This window comes from Chryseobacterium sp. Marseille-Q8038 (genome assembly GCF_965111995.1).
The window spans coordinates 1,198,743-1,213,577 of sequence record NZ_CBCOPN010000002.1; the positions used below are offsets into that span (position 1 = coordinate 1,198,743).

Annotated in this window: 15 protein-coding genes; 8 read left to right on the top strand and 7 right to left on the bottom strand. The window is 35.8% G+C overall.

Annotated elements, in window-relative coordinates:
- Nucleotides 1–146 precede the first annotated feature (146 nt).
- Both rpsI and rplM read right to left on the bottom strand, forming a co-directional pair.
- Complete coding sequence (rpsI, locus tag ACWPWS_RS19450; protein ID WP_002976218.1) at nt 147–533, bottom strand: 30S ribosomal protein S9; 387 nt, start codon at nt 531–533, stop codon at nt 147–149.
- A gap of 6 nt (nt 534–539) precedes the next feature.
- Nucleotides 540–995, bottom strand: coding sequence for a 50S ribosomal protein L13 (gene rplM / locus ACWPWS_RS19455; RefSeq protein WP_105681733.1), 456 nt, complete (start codon nt 993–995; stop codon nt 540–542).
- 349 nt (nt 996–1,344) lie between these two features.
- Between rplM and ACWPWS_RS19460 the strand changes: the two genes are divergently transcribed.
- Nucleotides 1,345–2,457, top strand: a complete 1,113-nt coding sequence (locus ACWPWS_RS19460; RefSeq protein ID WP_454047616.1) for a DUF3667 domain-containing protein — start codon at nt 1,345–1,347, stop codon at nt 2,455–2,457.
- Here the strand turns inward: ACWPWS_RS19460 and ACWPWS_RS19465 are convergent.
- Nucleotides 2,454–2,786 (bottom strand): hypothetical protein, encoded by a 333-nt coding sequence (locus ACWPWS_RS19465; RefSeq protein ID WP_454048203.1) that lies wholly within the window; start codon nt 2,784–2,786, stop codon nt 2,454–2,456. The two genes, ACWPWS_RS19460 and ACWPWS_RS19465, sit on opposite strands and share 4 nt — an antisense overlap.
- A gap of 295 nt (nt 2,787–3,081) precedes the next feature.
- On the opposite strand from ACWPWS_RS19465, the gene ACWPWS_RS19470 reads away from it, so the two are divergent.
- The 5 genes from ACWPWS_RS19470 (at nt 3,082) to ACWPWS_RS19490 (ending at nt 10,524) form a co-directional block, all read left to right on the top strand.
- A complete protein-coding gene (locus tag ACWPWS_RS19470) occupies nt 3,082–3,480 on the top strand; it encodes a hypothetical protein (protein WP_454047617.1) in 399 nt (132 codons plus the stop codon).
- The gene (locus ACWPWS_RS19475) at nt 3,477–4,724 is read left to right on the top strand and encodes a hypothetical protein (RefSeq protein WP_454047618.1); all 1,248 of its coding nucleotides are present in this window, start codon (nt 3,477–3,479) and stop codon (nt 4,722–4,724) included. The genes ACWPWS_RS19470 and ACWPWS_RS19475 overlap by 4 nt, the downstream gene beginning before the upstream one ends.
- 259 nt (nt 4,725–4,983) lie before the next feature.
- Nucleotides 4,984–8,331 (top strand): methylmalonyl-CoA mutase family protein, encoded by a 3,348-nt coding sequence (locus ACWPWS_RS19480; protein WP_454047619.1) that lies wholly within the window; start codon nt 4,984–4,986, stop codon nt 8,329–8,331.
- A gap of 157 nt (nt 8,332–8,488) precedes the next feature.
- Nucleotides 8,489–9,199: a Dph6-related ATP pyrophosphatase gene (locus ACWPWS_RS19485; protein WP_454047620.1), complete on the top strand. Its 711-nt coding sequence runs from the start codon at nt 8,489–8,491 to the stop codon at nt 9,197–9,199.
- Between the two features lie 212 nt (nt 9,200–9,411).
- Complete coding sequence (locus tag ACWPWS_RS19490) at nt 9,412–10,524, top strand: serine hydrolase domain-containing protein (protein WP_454047621.1); 1,113 nt, start codon at nt 9,412–9,414, stop codon at nt 10,522–10,524.
- A 6-nt stretch (nt 10,525–10,530) separates the two neighbouring features.
- Here the strand turns inward: ACWPWS_RS19490 and ACWPWS_RS19495 are convergent, their stop codons facing one another.
- Complete coding sequence (locus ACWPWS_RS19495) at nt 10,531–11,250, bottom strand: hypothetical protein (RefSeq protein ID WP_454047622.1); 720 nt, start codon at nt 11,248–11,250, stop codon at nt 10,531–10,533.
- Complete coding sequence (locus tag ACWPWS_RS19500; RefSeq protein WP_454047623.1) at nt 11,247–11,570, bottom strand: PadR family transcriptional regulator; 324 nt, start codon at nt 11,568–11,570, stop codon at nt 11,247–11,249. Before ACWPWS_RS19500 ends, ACWPWS_RS19495 begins: the two co-directional genes overlap by 4 nt.
- Before the next feature lie 82 nt (nt 11,571–11,652).
- Here ACWPWS_RS19500 and ACWPWS_RS19505 point away from each other — a divergent pair, with 82 nt between their 5' ends.
- Complete coding sequence (locus tag ACWPWS_RS19505; RefSeq protein WP_454047624.1) at nt 11,653–12,177, top strand: 2'-5' RNA ligase family protein; 525 nt, start codon at nt 11,653–11,655, stop codon at nt 12,175–12,177.
- Nucleotides 12,178–12,208: 31 nt separating this feature from the next.
- Here the strand turns inward: ACWPWS_RS19505 and ACWPWS_RS19510 are convergent, their stop codons facing one another.
- Together ACWPWS_RS19510 and ACWPWS_RS19515 are read right to left on the bottom strand one after the other, a co-directional pair.
- Nucleotides 12,209–13,567 carry a M64 family metallopeptidase gene (locus ACWPWS_RS19510; RefSeq protein WP_454047625.1) on the bottom strand — a complete coding sequence of 453 codons (1,359 nt, stop codon included), beginning with the start codon at nt 13,565–13,567 and terminating at the stop codon, nt 12,209–12,211.
- A gap of 2 nt (nt 13,568–13,569) precedes the next feature.
- The gene (locus ACWPWS_RS19515; RefSeq protein ID WP_454047626.1) at nt 13,570–14,055 is read right to left on the bottom strand and encodes a hypothetical protein; all 486 of its coding nucleotides are present in this window, start codon (nt 14,053–14,055) and stop codon (nt 13,570–13,572) included.
- Between the two features lie 100 nt (nt 14,056–14,155).
- On the opposite strand from ACWPWS_RS19515, the gene ruvC reads away from it, so the two are divergent.
- Entirely contained in the window at nt 14,156–14,710 is a 555-nt protein-coding gene (gene ruvC, locus ACWPWS_RS19520) for a crossover junction endodeoxyribonuclease RuvC (protein ID WP_454047627.1), read from the top strand.
- The last annotated feature ends 125 nt before the right edge of the window (nt 14,711–14,835 follow it).

The following is a 14,835-nucleotide window of genomic DNA, read 5'->3' on the forward strand; positions in this document are numbered from 1 at the left end:
TCAACAACTTCTTTAGATGGGAGAAGCGTTTGGATGCTAAACGTAACGGGCAATTTTTTTGTTTAGATAAAATAGAACCAAGAACCAGGAGCCAAGATCTGAGAGCAAAGTCTTGCATCTTGTGTCTGATATCTTGAATCTTGATATTAACGTTTTGAGAATTGGAATCTCTTTCTTGCTTTTTTCTGACCTGGCTTCTTTCTTTCCACCATTCTTGCGTCTCTTGTAAGTAAACCAGCTGGCTTCAATGCTAACCTGAACTCAGCGTTGATTTCGCATAAAGCTCTTGAAATACCTAATCTGATAGCTTCTGCCTGACCTGTATTACCACCACCGAATACGTTCACGGTAACGTCATACTGACCAACAGTCTCAGAAAGGATAAACGGTTGGTTTAATTTGTAAACCATCACGTCTGTAGAGAAATATTCTTTAGCATCTTTACCGTTTACTGTAATAACACCAGAACCTGGTTTTACATAAACTCTCGCTACAGAAGTCTTTCTTCTTCCGATTTTGTGAACTATAGACATAATTAATTATTTAAATTCGTTAACATTAATTGTTTTTGGCTGTTGAGCTTCATGTTTGTGCTCAGTTCCTTCATATAAATAAAGGTTCTTAAGGATAGCAGATCCTAATCTGTTTTTAGGTAACATACCTTTTACAGATTTCTCTAATACCTTTAAAGAATCTTTCTTTTGAAGTTCAGCCGCAGTCATAGACTTCTGTCCACCAGGATATCCTGTATGCCAGATATAAGTCTTATCAGCCCACTTGTTTCCGGAAAGTGTAATTTTCCCAGCATTCAAAACGATTACGTTATCACCACAATCTACGTGAGGTGTGTAGTTCGTTTTGTGCTTACCTCTCAAAATCTTTGCAACCGTAGAAGCTAATCTACCTAACGGCTGTCCTTCAGCGTCTACCACAACCCATTCTTTATTAGCAGTAGCTTTGTTCGCTGAAACAGTTTTGTAACTTAATGTATTCACACGTTTTAGTTAAAGATTAAACATAATTTACCCCTAAAAGGGTGTGCAAAGGTACAAATTATTTTCGTAACCCAAAAACATATTTTATTTAATCTATATAATCTGGGTTGTACGGCCCTGTATCAATAGATTTTAACACTAATTACAATTTTGGCATAAATCTTGCGAACTCATGAGCCGATGAAAAAAACACTTCGAAGATTCTAAAAACACCAATGAAACAGCAAAGAGTTTATTCCCTCGACTCTTTCTTTTATTAAATTTACTTTAAAGATTTCCGTAAAACACGTTAATATAATTATAATTTCATTGAAATAATTATATTTGCGTTAATCATATTCCATAATCCATGAGCCACGGAAAACTAAGAGAAGATAAGACCTGCCTGAACTGCGGGCACCAGGTTGAAGAAAGGTTCTGCCCACACTGTGGACAGGAAAATATTGAAAGCCGACAACCTTTTCATTTTCTCTTCACTCATTTCATTGAGGATTTCACCCATTATGACGGACAGTTCTGGAGAACTATACAGTATTTATTTACCCGCCCCGGATTACTTACCAAAGAATATCTGGCTGGTAAAAGACAATTGTATGTGGCTCCTGTAAAACTGTATATATTTATAAGTTTCCTTACATTTTTCCTTCCCAATATTTTGCCTCACGCCAAAGAAGAAGCCGAAAGGCCCAGCCACATTAAAAAGGAAACAAAAGCAAAAAATCCGAAAGAAATTTCAAAAGATATTGTAAAAGATTTACAAAAAGAAGGTGTTCTGTCGCACGAAGCGGCAACAAACACCCAAAAGGCATTGGATACTTTAAAGGCGTTGGATACGACAAAAATTAAAGCCACTCAAGAAAAGACTGAAATTTTTGACAATACATTCGATGCTAAAGATGCATCCATTATGAATGCTAATACCATAAAACAGTATGATTCTATACTCGCAAAAGATAAAACAGGGATCTATTCATTAATGAGACCTCTGGCAAAAAAAGCGTTTTCACTAAAGGAAGAAGGATATAGCAAACATCAGATCTGGGAAAAATATAAAGAGAACTTCATTCATACCATTCCCAAAGCACTCTTCGTTTATCTGCCCATATTCGCATTCTTTTTATGGCTGTTCCATAACAAGAAGAAATGGTGGTACTTTGACCATGGAATTTTTACCCTTCACTATTTTTCATTCCTTTTATTAGCAATACTTGTATTTATAGTAGGTGAAAGGATTACAAGCTTTCTGCCGGGCAACAATTTACTTACCTTATTATATGTTCTAGCCTGTATGGGACTGGGCCTCTATATGACAATCTATTTTTTTGTCGCCCATCACAGGGTGTATGAAACAAAAAAAAGAATAAGTATTCTGAAAGGATCTTTATTATTTATTATAAATTATATCGGATTGATTCTGATGTTTATGATACTGATGTATCTCAGTTTTATTATGCTTCACTAATTTCTCAAGGATTTATTTCCTCTGAAGCTTGCAAATAAGTAATAGGCAACAAAAACTGTTGAAAATTTTAAGATAGATGGAATTGCCAGTTCAAGGTTAAAAATCAAAGCCCCAATAAGAACCAGAATGGCCATGGCTACAAATGAAAGACCCATTTTTTTAGGTAGTGTAAAATCAGGAGTATCCAGATAATAAGCAATTCCCCAGGCAGAACCAAAGGCAAAGGCATAGTAAATATCCAGTCCGATATTTTGTGAACTTAAAAAGAAATAATTAATCAGGAAGCTTACTACAGTTCCTAAAGCGAAATACATCAGAGCTTTTTGCATGTCTGTAAAAATATTCTGCAAAAATAGAGAATTTAATTGGGTGCAGAATCCTTACAAAGATTTAATTATTGAATTAAAGGTTGCTTTTCATGAGTGGATAAAGATTGGGTCCCGGAAAAATCCAGACAGCACCACTGAAACAATATCACCTAAAAAGGTAATTGACAACAAACATTGCAAATGATAAATTTGAAATAAAATCAAAAGCTGGAATTCCCTCATACCGTTTTACAGACATCCAACATGAGAGACCTGATTTTGAAGAAAAAAAATACACAAACCAAAATTAATAGACATGAAAAAGATTTCCCAAAAAACAGTAAAGCTTACTGACCTTCAAGAAAGTACTATTGAAGTAAATGTCATAATCAGCGCCAGTACACAATTTGGAGACCCCCATTTTATCATCAATGGAATGAGGATCGATGACAACAATTTAAGTGACGGTAAATTTTCTTTTACCATTCCAAAATCAGCTTTAACCTCTGATAATTTACTTTTCGCGACCTCTTTTAATATCAATATGCAGGTGAATCATCTGCAGATTTTAATCAATACCTGCAGAATAAAATTTGAATTTCCTCAAATTCCCGGCAAGAACTTTCATTTTAATCCTTTCGAAGGTAAAACGACTGAAGATTTAGCTGACAGATTTATCTATGGGGTTTATAAATACATAAAAATTGAGCTATGAAAAAGATATTATTAGCAGCTCTGACCGCTGGATCTACCCTACTATTTTCTCAAAACAAAGAAATTAGTGCAGAGTTAAACAAACTGGAGCTTTCCAATGCGCCCAGTGTGATGCTTCTTGGTTTAGCAAGTTCTGATTTGGAAACCCCAAAATCAAAAAAGGCTTTCATGACCAGTATTGTTAATTCATTTAGTGAAAATGAAGGTCTTCCCAATGCCTATGCAGTAGAACTTACTCCTACTCATTTATTTCCTCTGACGGAGATGGATGCATTGAAGTATGCCGGCATTAAAAGCATTAAAAAATCAGATAATACCTATGAGTATAAGAATAACATTTTCAGTGAAGCAAAAAACGTTTCTGTCTCATTTGCCTTTCTGAGAAATTATAAAATTGAAGACCTCGATACGGAAAATCCTTCGGTATCTTTTTCTTTACGAACCACCGTATTTAAAGTAAGAAATAAAAAAAATATAGAGGCTATCACAACCTCAAACACGAATATCTCAAAGGAATTAACCGATATCCAAAGGGAATTTGAAAAGTCAGAAAAATACAACAGCATCATTGCATCCAATGCCAAACCAGATGAAATACAAGAAAAACTTGCAAAAGCATTAGAGGAGTTTGCCACGGATTATTACAAAACCGAAACTGAAAAATATAAAAAATACCTTGACGAAAAACCAGCTTTTCAATTAGATGTGGCATCAGCCTACAGTACTTTCTTTTTAGATAACCAGTTCAAAAATAATCAATTTGGGAAATTGGGATTCTGGATGACCATGAGTTCCGGAATCAACCTTGAAAGAACAAGAGATTCTAAGAAAGATGAAGGTCAAAATAATGATCAATCAAAAGTAACCATTAAAGAAACCTCCGCCACAGACGTTTCAAAAATTGAAAAAAGATTGAATTTCTATGCTGTTGCCAGATATATGCAGGATAAAACAGTTTATGATGTTGCTAACGGATTCAGCCAAACCAACAATTATGATTTTGGTGGAAAAATAGAACTCGTATACAATAAATTCTCTATTGGCTATGAATTCATTTACAGAAGCAGTGATCTGGACAATACCTACCGCTCCAATGGAATCATCAACTATAAAGTGTCTGACAGTGTGTACATCAATGCTGCATTTGGAAAAAATTACGGGGATAAGAACAACCTCATTTCATTTCTAGGATTAAACTGGGGACTGGACAGCAAGAGAAAAACACTTTTTTCAGAAAAAAAATAAAACAGAACGCTTTATTGAAATAAAAACCAAACTTCAGTGTAAAAACAATAAAAAAATGTCAGCAGATCAAAATCTGCTGACATTTACATTTTTACAGAATAGCGTAATAATCTGTAAAATACAGACCTGACCTCCAACAAAGTCTATCAGGCCAAAAAAATAATTATTATAAAACACTGTAAATCAAAACACTAATACACCATTCAGGGTTTTCATTTTATTACTATATTTGAGAACTTAGAAACTTTCTAGAATTTTTATGGAAACCCAAAAATATACTCCAACCAACAAGGTAAGAATCGTAACTGCTGCCTCATTATTTGATGGGCATGATGCTGCGATCAATATTATGCGTCGTGTTATTCAGGGAACAGGATGCGAAGTGATCCATTTAGGACACGATAAATCGGCAGAGGAAGTTGTAAATACAGCGATCCAGGAAGATGCGAATGCTATTGCATTAACTTCATATCAGGGAGGTCACAACGAATATTTCAAATATATCTATGACCTTTTGAGAGAAAAAAACTCACCGCAGATCAAAATTTTTGGTGGCGGTGGCGGGGTAATCCTTCCGGAAGAAATCAAAGACCTTATGTCTTACGGAATCGATAGAATTTATTCTCCGGATGACGGCCGTGAACTGGGGCTTCAGGGAATGATTGACGATTTGGTACACAGATCGGATTTTGCAACAGGAAAAGATGTTACGGCTAAAGATCTTGACGATATCAGTTTTGAAAACCCGTCCAGCATTGCACAAATCATCTCAGCCGTTGAAAACTTTTCAGAAGAAAAACCTGAGCTTGTAAAAGCTATTGACGAAAAATCTCAAGATTTAACAATTCCAATCATTGGTATTACAGGTACGGGAGGAGCTGGTAAATCTTCGTTAACAGACGAATTGGTAAGACGTTTCTTACGTTCAAATACGGATAAAAAAATCGCCATTATTTCCATTGACCCTTCGAAAAAGAAAACCGGAGGTGCTTTATTGGGAGACAGAATCCGTATGAACGCGATTAATGATCCTAGAGTTTATATGCGTTCTATGGCAACCAGAGAAAACAACGTTTCTGTTTCGCCATTTATTCATTCTGCATTGAATGTACTGAAACTGGCACATCCGGACGTAATTATCCTTGAAACTTCAGGAATTGGACAGTCTGGTTCAGAAGTTTCAGATTTTGCAGACGTTTCTATGTATGTAATGACTCCTGAATATGGAGCTTCTACCCAGTTAGAAAAAATTGACATGCTAGATTATGCAGATCTTGTAGCATTAAATAAATCTGACAAACGTGGTGCATTGGATGCTCTTCAGGCGGTAAGAAAACAGTTCCAGAGAAACCATTTATTATGGGAAAGCCCATTAGATGATATGCCTGTGTATGCAACGAAAGCATCTCAGTTTAATGATCATGGAACCACTGAATTATACAACAGACTCGTTTCAAAAGTAAATGATAAATTCTCTGAACTGAATCTAAAGACTTTTGTAGAACAGGAAATTACAGAAGAAGTAACCATTATTCCTCCGAAAAGAGTTCGTTACCTTTCTGAAATTGTTGAAAACAACAAGCAATACGATATCAATATTGAAAAGCAGGCTGAACTGGCCAGAAAAATGTATCATATTGAAGGCGTAAAAAATATCATTTCCAATGAAGTTTTAGAAGCTGAGTATCAAAAGGCTGAAAAAGAACTTCAACAGGATAATATTGATTTTCTGAAAACATGGGATGACACGAAAAAAGCTTTCCATGCAGAGTTTTATTCTTATTATGTAAGAGGAAAAGAAATTAAAGTTGAAACTTCCACAGAATCTTTATCTCACTTAAGAATTCCAAAAATTGCATTACCAAAGTACAATGACTGGGGAGATCTGATCCAATGGAAAGGACAGGAAAATCTACCGGGAAGTTTCCCTTATACAGCAGGTATTTATCCGTTTAAAAGAACCGGTGAAGATCCTACAAGGATGTTTGCAGGAGAAGGAGGTCCTGAAAGAACCAACAGGAGATTTCACTATGTTTCTGCAGAAATGCCTGCAAAACGTTTATCTACAGCATTTGACTCTGTAACATTATACGGTCAGGATCCTGCTTTACCACCAGATATTTATGGTAAAATTGGAAATGCAGGAGTTTCTATTGCTACACTTGATGATGCTAAAAAGCTATATTCAGGATTTGATCTTGTGAATGCTTTAACTTCAGTTTCAATGACTATCAACGGCCCTGCGCCGATGCTGCTGGCTTTCTTTATGAATGCAGCCATCGACCAGAATGTTGAAAAATATATCAAAGAAAATGGTTTAGAGGCTAAAGTAGAAGCTAAACTGAAAGAGAAATTTGACAACAAAGGTTTAGAAAGACCAAAATATAATGGTGCACTTCCTCCATCCAACAATGGCTTAGGGCTACAGCTTTTAGGATTAACAGGTGATGAAGTAATTCCGGCAGAGGTATATGCGGAAATCAAAGCTAAAACGATTGCTACTGTTCGTGGTACTGTTCAGGCTGATATCTTAAAAGAAGACCAGGCTCAGAATACATGTATTTTCTCTACAGAATTTGCATTGAGACTGATGGGTGATGTTCAGGAATATTTCATCAGAGAAAAAGTAAGAAACTTCTACTCTGTTTCCATTTCAGGATATCATATTGCTGAAGCAGGAGCTAATCCGGTTTCCCAATTGGCATTCACATTGGCCAATGGTTTCACTTATGTGGAATATTACTTAAGCCGTGGAATGGATATCAATGACTTTGCACCGAACTTATCTTTCTTCTTCTCCAATGGTATTGACCCTGAATATTCAGTAATCGGGCGTGTGGCACGAAGAATCTGGGCAAAAGCCATGAAATTAAAATACGGAGCTGACGAAAGAAGCCAGATGCTGAAATACCACATCCAGACTTCAGGACGTTCTCTTCACGCTCAGGAAATTGATTTCAACGATATCAGAACTACTCTTCAGGCGCTTTATGCAATCTATGATAACTGTAATTCACTTCACACCAATGCGTATGATGAAGCAATTACAACGCCTACTGAGCAATCTGTAAGAAGAGCAATGGCTATCCAGCTGATCATCAATAAAGAATTAGGATTGGCTAAAAACGAGAATCCGCTTCAGGGATCATTCATCATTGAAGAATTAACGGATCTTGTAGAAGAAGCTGTTTATACTGAATTCGACAGAATCACGGAAAGAGGCGGTGTTCTTGGAGCGATGGAAACCATGTACCAGCGTTCAAAAATCCAGGAAGAATCTATGCATTACGAATGGCTGAAACATACAGGTGAATATCCGATCATTGGAGTGAATACTTTCTTAGGAAAAGATGGTTCACCAACCGTTTTACCAGGAGAAGTTATCCGTTCTACAGAAGAGGAAAAACAGGCACAGATTGAATCTCTTCATAATTTCCAGCAGGCCAATGAAAATAAGTCTGAAGAAGCTTTAAGAGAACTTCAGCATGCAGCCATTAACCAGCAAAACTTATTTGAAGTGATGATGGATGCCGTAAAATACTGCTCTCTGGGACAGATCACCAATGCTTTATTTGAAGTGGGTGGTAAATACAGAAGAAATATGTAATCCTTAATTGGACCTACATTTTTTATAAATTAAACCTCAAAGGATTTCTTTGAGGTTTTTATTTTAATTGTCAATAAAACATGAAATACTATTTTCATGATTCAATTTAATTTTTAACCGTCCTTAAATTCTTATTTTTGATGGATTTATTTTTACAATGAAACCAAAAGCTTTATTCAACTGGAGCAGCGGAAAAGATTCTGCCCTCGCTCTTTATAAAATATTACAAGAGGATCAATACGAGGTCACCACTCTGCTTACCAGTATCAATCAGGAGTTTCAGAGGATTTCCATGCATGGAGTTCACGTTTCCCTTTTAGAAAAGCAGGCAGAAAGTCTGGGAATCCCATTACTTACAATGGAACTTCCCAAAGAGCCCTCCATGGAAGAATACCAGCAAATTATGAGTAAAACAATGGCTGAGATTAAAGCTCAGGGGATCGCTCATTCAATTTTTGGTGACATCTTCCTGGAAGATCTGCGAAAATACAGAGAAGAACAATTAAACGCTATTGGTATGAAAGCCGTATTTCCCCTATGGAAACAAAACACATCCCACCTCATCCATGAATTTTTAGAGCTTGGCTTTAAAACTATTGTTACCTGCGTTAATGGAACTTATCTGGATAAAAGCTTTGCAGGACGAATTATTGATCAGAAATTCATTGATGATCTTCCTGAAAATGTAGATCCATGCGGAGAAAACGGAGAGTTTCATACTTTTACTTTTGATGGCCCGATTTTCAAAAATCCCGTTCATTTTGAAATTGGGGAAACAGTCAAAAAAACTTATCCTAAACCTAAAACAACTCCTGAAGAAGAAGATGGGGAATATATTTTCTGGTTCAGTGATCTGGTAGTAAAATAAGCCTGTGAATTTCTTCCACAGGCTTTTTCAATGTAATATTCTTTCGGCAATACTTTCAGCTATAACTATAAAATGTTATACAAAGGTTGAGTAAATCCACATTAACTTGATCTGCCAACCTATCTTAGCACGCAATTTGCTTCCCTTAATGCTCTTCAGGATATTTTAGTATCTTTAAGAATATCAATCATCATTAAAAAAATACAACACCTGTGATCAAAAATTTAGTATTCCTAACCCTATTCTGCTTTTTATTTTCCTGTACAACAACTGAGGTTCCAAAAGCTGTCCCTGTTGATAAAAAAGCAATTGTTGATTCTACCATTGCTGCATTTCAGAAGACCCTTTTAGAACAACAGATTGATTCCGCTTTCAAGAAGTATCATTTCAATGGAAGTATTGCCGTTTTTAAAGATTCCCTTCCTCTTTACAGAAGAGAAAACGGATATTCAGATTTTAAAAGAAAAACTAAGATTGACAGCAATACCGTTTTTGCAATAGGATCTGTAAGCAAGCAGTTCACCGCTGTTTTAGTCTTACTCCAGATGGAACAGGGAAAGCTTAATGTGACGGATAAAGCATCAAAATACCTGAAAGAATTTCAGATCAGAGAATATGAAAATATTACAATTCACCAGTTGTTAAATCATACTTCAGGACTGAATCTAATGGGTGGGAAGCTGATGTTTAAGAGCGGTTCAGATTTTTTCTACTCTAATGACGGATTCAATACCCTTGGAAAGATTGTAGAAAAAGTTTCCGGAAAATCATATCATGAAAATGTTCAGGAACTCTTTAAAAAAGCAGGAATGAGACATTCATCGACCGGAGATATTTTTAAAGGAACTCATTTTGCCAGCGCTTATCTTGGAACACCTGCTAAGTTCTCAGAGGTTCCCAATATGCCGAAAAGATTAGGCGGACAAGAAATCGGAACACCTGCCGGTGGAATATTATCTACCATTCAGGATCTTCATTCGTGGAATAATGCATTGTATGGTGGAAAAATTTTAAAACCGGAAACCCTGAAACTCTTTATGGCTAAAAGTGCAGAAAGACGTCATGCTATCTTTGGAAAAATGGGTTACGCATACGGAATTATGCTTAATATCGGCCAGCCCAATTCTTATTTCCACAGTGGTTATGTAAAAGGTTCCCCTTCATTAAATATCTATTATCCGGACACCAAAACGTCTGTGATTATTCTGTCTAATATTGCAGACGAAGAAAGAGGAAAAGGAGTGATCTTCAGGCCTCACATTGAAGTAAAAAAGATCACAGATCACCTTGAAAACACGCTTACACAGCTTAGATTAAAACATTAGTTTTCACTATGCCGGCTTCAGGAATTCCTGCATTTTTATTAAATTCTTTTTATGCTCAAGAAAATTGAAGATGGCAAAAGAAAGAGCTACCTGTAATACAAAAGGAAGAATTAGAGTCATCAGAACCCCAACAATATCCGTATAGTTTTGTTGTCTGAAAAACTGATAGACATAATCCCCGCTTTTCAATGCCACTTGCGTCATGGAACTGGCCCCAATAACCATTAATCCCAGATTCTGCTGATACATGGTGTAAAGGCATTTCCCTCTGTATTTAAAATCAGCCTTTATATATTTCCAGATTTTATAATTAAAAATCCATATCAATAGTGTTGTCAATACAAATGATCCATTAAGAAGCCTGAAAAGTATTTTATATACCTCTTGATTTCCTGCCATAAAAATCAGCAATAGATTAACAGCAAAAGCCAGAGTCCCTACCATCAAAGATTTTTTGAAAAGACCACTATATTTCTCCTGGATAATTCTTTTAGCAATGAAAGGAATTTTAGTAGGGTAAAACAGCAGGTAATTAACCATTTTAAATTCTCCGTTCCAGGATGCTTTCACTTTTAGGAAGGCTTCTTCAAAACTGATATTTTCATTGAACTGAATATCTGAAATCTGACTCATCATATGATCTCTGATCTCTACCAAAATATCTAAGGAAAGCTCCTGAGCTACCAGATAATCTGTAATTTTATTTTCCTGTGCTTCGGTGATCATACATTGAATATTGTCTGTAGGTTGAGTAAATAGCTTTTCATCTCAGTTTCCTGTTCTGTCTGTTGTTTTATTCCTTTTTCAGTCAGCAGGTAATATTTCCTATCTCTTCCATTAATCTTCTGAATTTCGGAAGTGATCATTCCATCATTTTCTAATTTGTGCAGCAATGGATAAAGTGCGCCTTCCGTCATTTCAAGTTCACCCTGAGTAAGCTCTTTCGCTCTTTGGGTGATTTGATACCCATACATTTTAACTTCCTTTGAAAGAAGTTTCAAAATAATATTCTGAAGAGTACCTTTATAAAGACTATTCTTTTTCATAGCAGGGCTTATATACATTGCAAACTTATGCATAATTTTCTTATGTATATAAATTTAATATAAAAACTTTTTAAATTGCTATATGAAAAAAATGTACTTCATCGCTGTTTATCCTCCTCAGGAGATTATTGAAGAAATAAAAATCTTTAAAGAGGATATGGCAACCAATTATGCCAACTCCAAAGCTTTGAAAAATGAAGCCCACATTACCCTATTTCCTCCCTTTTCCAGAGAAATTGAAATGGAAGACGATATTCATATTGCTTTTCAGAAGATTAATACAGAAATCACCCCATTTGAAATAGAACTGGATGGCTTTGGAAGTTTTCCTAATCCTAAAAATCCTGTACTCTATATTCAACCTAAAGAAAATACTCATTTAACAGAGCTTTATCATAGGGTAAAGGAATGCTTTAATTTTGTTCAATATTCTTTTCACCCTCATATGACTGTGGGATTCAGAGATCTGACCTGGGAAAATTATCTTAAAGCCTGGGAAAAGTATGAAACAAAGGAATACAGAACTAAATTCTTAGTTGACAAAATACTGCTTCTCCGCCATGATGGGCAATGGGTACCTATAGCAGAGAAAAATCTGGAAAAATAAAACCGGCTGCTGGAGCCGGTTTTTGTTCAATTTATTCTTTAATGATCTTCTGAGAAATAATCAGGTTTTTATTTTCTTTTACATTCAACAGGTAAGTACCTGCCGGATAGTTTTTAATATCAACCTTTATAGCAGAGTCATTCAGTTCAAATCTGGATGGAATAAGTTTTCCGGAAGCATCATACACTTCCACATTTATATTCTTTGAAAACTCCTGTTTCCCTTTAATGAAAAATTCTCCATTTGTCGGATTAGGATAAATACTGAAACGACGCTCTTCAGCTTTTACTTCTGAAAGTTTAAGCGTGGATTTACTCAGAGTCCAGGAAACATTGGTAACATGAAGCGTACTGTGGTTATCCACTTTTAAGAGTGGATTATTATCTACTACTGAAAATGTCAACGTATTATTTCCATTATTGAGTTGTGCCGGAGTAATCGTAACACTATTTCCTGTTTCCCCCAAAGCGGTTCCATTCAGACTCCAGGAATTAACCAGTGTATTGGGAATAGGAAGAATTTCATTGACTGTGAAAGTAACATTTGATGTAGCATCCACTGAAGTATTATTGGCAGGAGTATACGAATCTACTGGAGAAACTAAACTATGAATTCTCTCAATAATTGCCTCCTTACATACAGAACAGAATTGTTGATTAAGATATCTCATCTCACAACTCTGGTGCGGACGAAACCAGGTTGGGCTTTCAGCATGAGCATATACCCCTACTCCATTCAATCCTACCCAGTTTTTCCATTTGATTGTTGCAGGATTGGAATTTTGGGTTTTATTTGGAGATTCAAGTGAACCTGAGAACCAGTATTCATCGGCTAATTTTCCAAAGGAATGGCCTAACTCATGTACTACGATTTCATTGGAAGAACCATTTAATGAAGCAAAAGCATAGGTTCCACCGCAGCCTCCATATTCTGTAGAATTACCCAGTACATAGGTGATATCATAATCAGGAATATTCGCTGCCAGCACCTGTCCTACTTTATTGGTTGTATTACTGTATATACATCTGTGAACTCCTACATCGAAAGTAGAGCCAAGATAATTGTTAGGATTGGTTACAGGGATTACAGGCTCAGTAACATCCGTTGCAGTCCCGGGATGCTTTACTCCCGATTCTGTTGAAATTACTTTTACAGCATAAGCATTAAAGTAATTCTTATATTCTGTATAAGGACTTTTTGTGAAAAGATAATTGATTGTATTCTGGGCTGATGTCGTAAAAGCAGTTTGCTGTGCAGAGGTAAATCCGTCTCCTAAAACGGCTATCACAACTCTCTTACTGTTGTCTCCGTTCTGTAAAAGAGGAACGGTCTCGAATGTCTGTGCAAAACAACTGCTTCCTATTAAAAGGGATAATAAAGTTTTTTTCATAATTATAGTTTTTGTGTTAATAATACTTGCACACCATCATCTGTTGCTTTTTCTATTTTTACTGACTGTACATTTTCAGAATAAGAAAAACGGGTACTGAACTCTGTATTTTGAAGAGCAGCCTGATGTCTGGAAATTCCTTCTTTTTCATACACTTCCAGTTCAGGATTAAAAGGATCTTTCACAAGTTGTTTTCCCACTTCTTTCCCACCAGATCCAGTCAGTGTGATAATAAGATCTCCCTTACGAATGTTATCTCTTTCAAAAGAAGGCATATGTTTCAATCTGCCATCTGCAATTTTAGTACTCTGGAGCGTGATTTTTGCATTTCCTGCCTGATCTTTATCTGCCTTGAAAAACAAATAAATAATCCGGTCACTTTTTTTTGTGACAATCTCCGAATGCTTACTTTGAATTAAACTACTTTCCTTTTGGAAGCTGCATAACAGAAAAGCAGGAACAATAAGTACACTAAATACATTTTTCATAATCATTTTTGTTTAAAGGTACTAAACTTTTAAATAAAAATAAAAATCATTGCCAATACTTTTTTATACTTAAAACTTAGAAAGTCCTATCTTTGGAGCAATGACTTCAGAGAAAATAATTTTAGGAATTGACCCGGGAACAGCAATAATGGGATTTGGTATCATCTCCGTAAAGAAAGGAAAAATGGAGCTGGTTTCTATTCATGAACTGATCTTAAAAAAATATCCCAATCACGAAACTAAGCTTAAATATATTTTTGAAAGAACCCTGTCTCTTATCGACGAATTTCATCCTGATGAGGTGGCTCTTGAGGCTCCTTTCTATGGAAAAAACGTGCAAAGTATGCTGAAGCTTGGGCGAGCTCAGGGAGTTGCAATGGCTGCCAGTCTTTACAGAAACATTCCTATTACTGAATATTCTCCAAAAAAAATCAAGATGGCCATCACCGGAAACGGAAATGCCAGCAAGGAACAGGTAGCAGGTATGCTTCAAAACCTTCTTAAATTAAAAGAATTCCCTACAAAATATTTAGATGCTTCCGATGGTCTTGCCGTTGCAGTATGCCATCATTTTAATTCCGGAACCATCACGGATACCAAATCGTATTCCGGCTGGGAGAGTTTTCTGAAGCAGAATCCGGATAGATTGAAGTAATTTCGATCTTTTCTTTGAAAATTTTCAAAAGAAATTTTAACCTTCTTAAAAACAGCATTTTATACAAATCCACATAGTTACTTGGTAAAACATAATACTATCTTTTACATTGGTATGATTTTTAG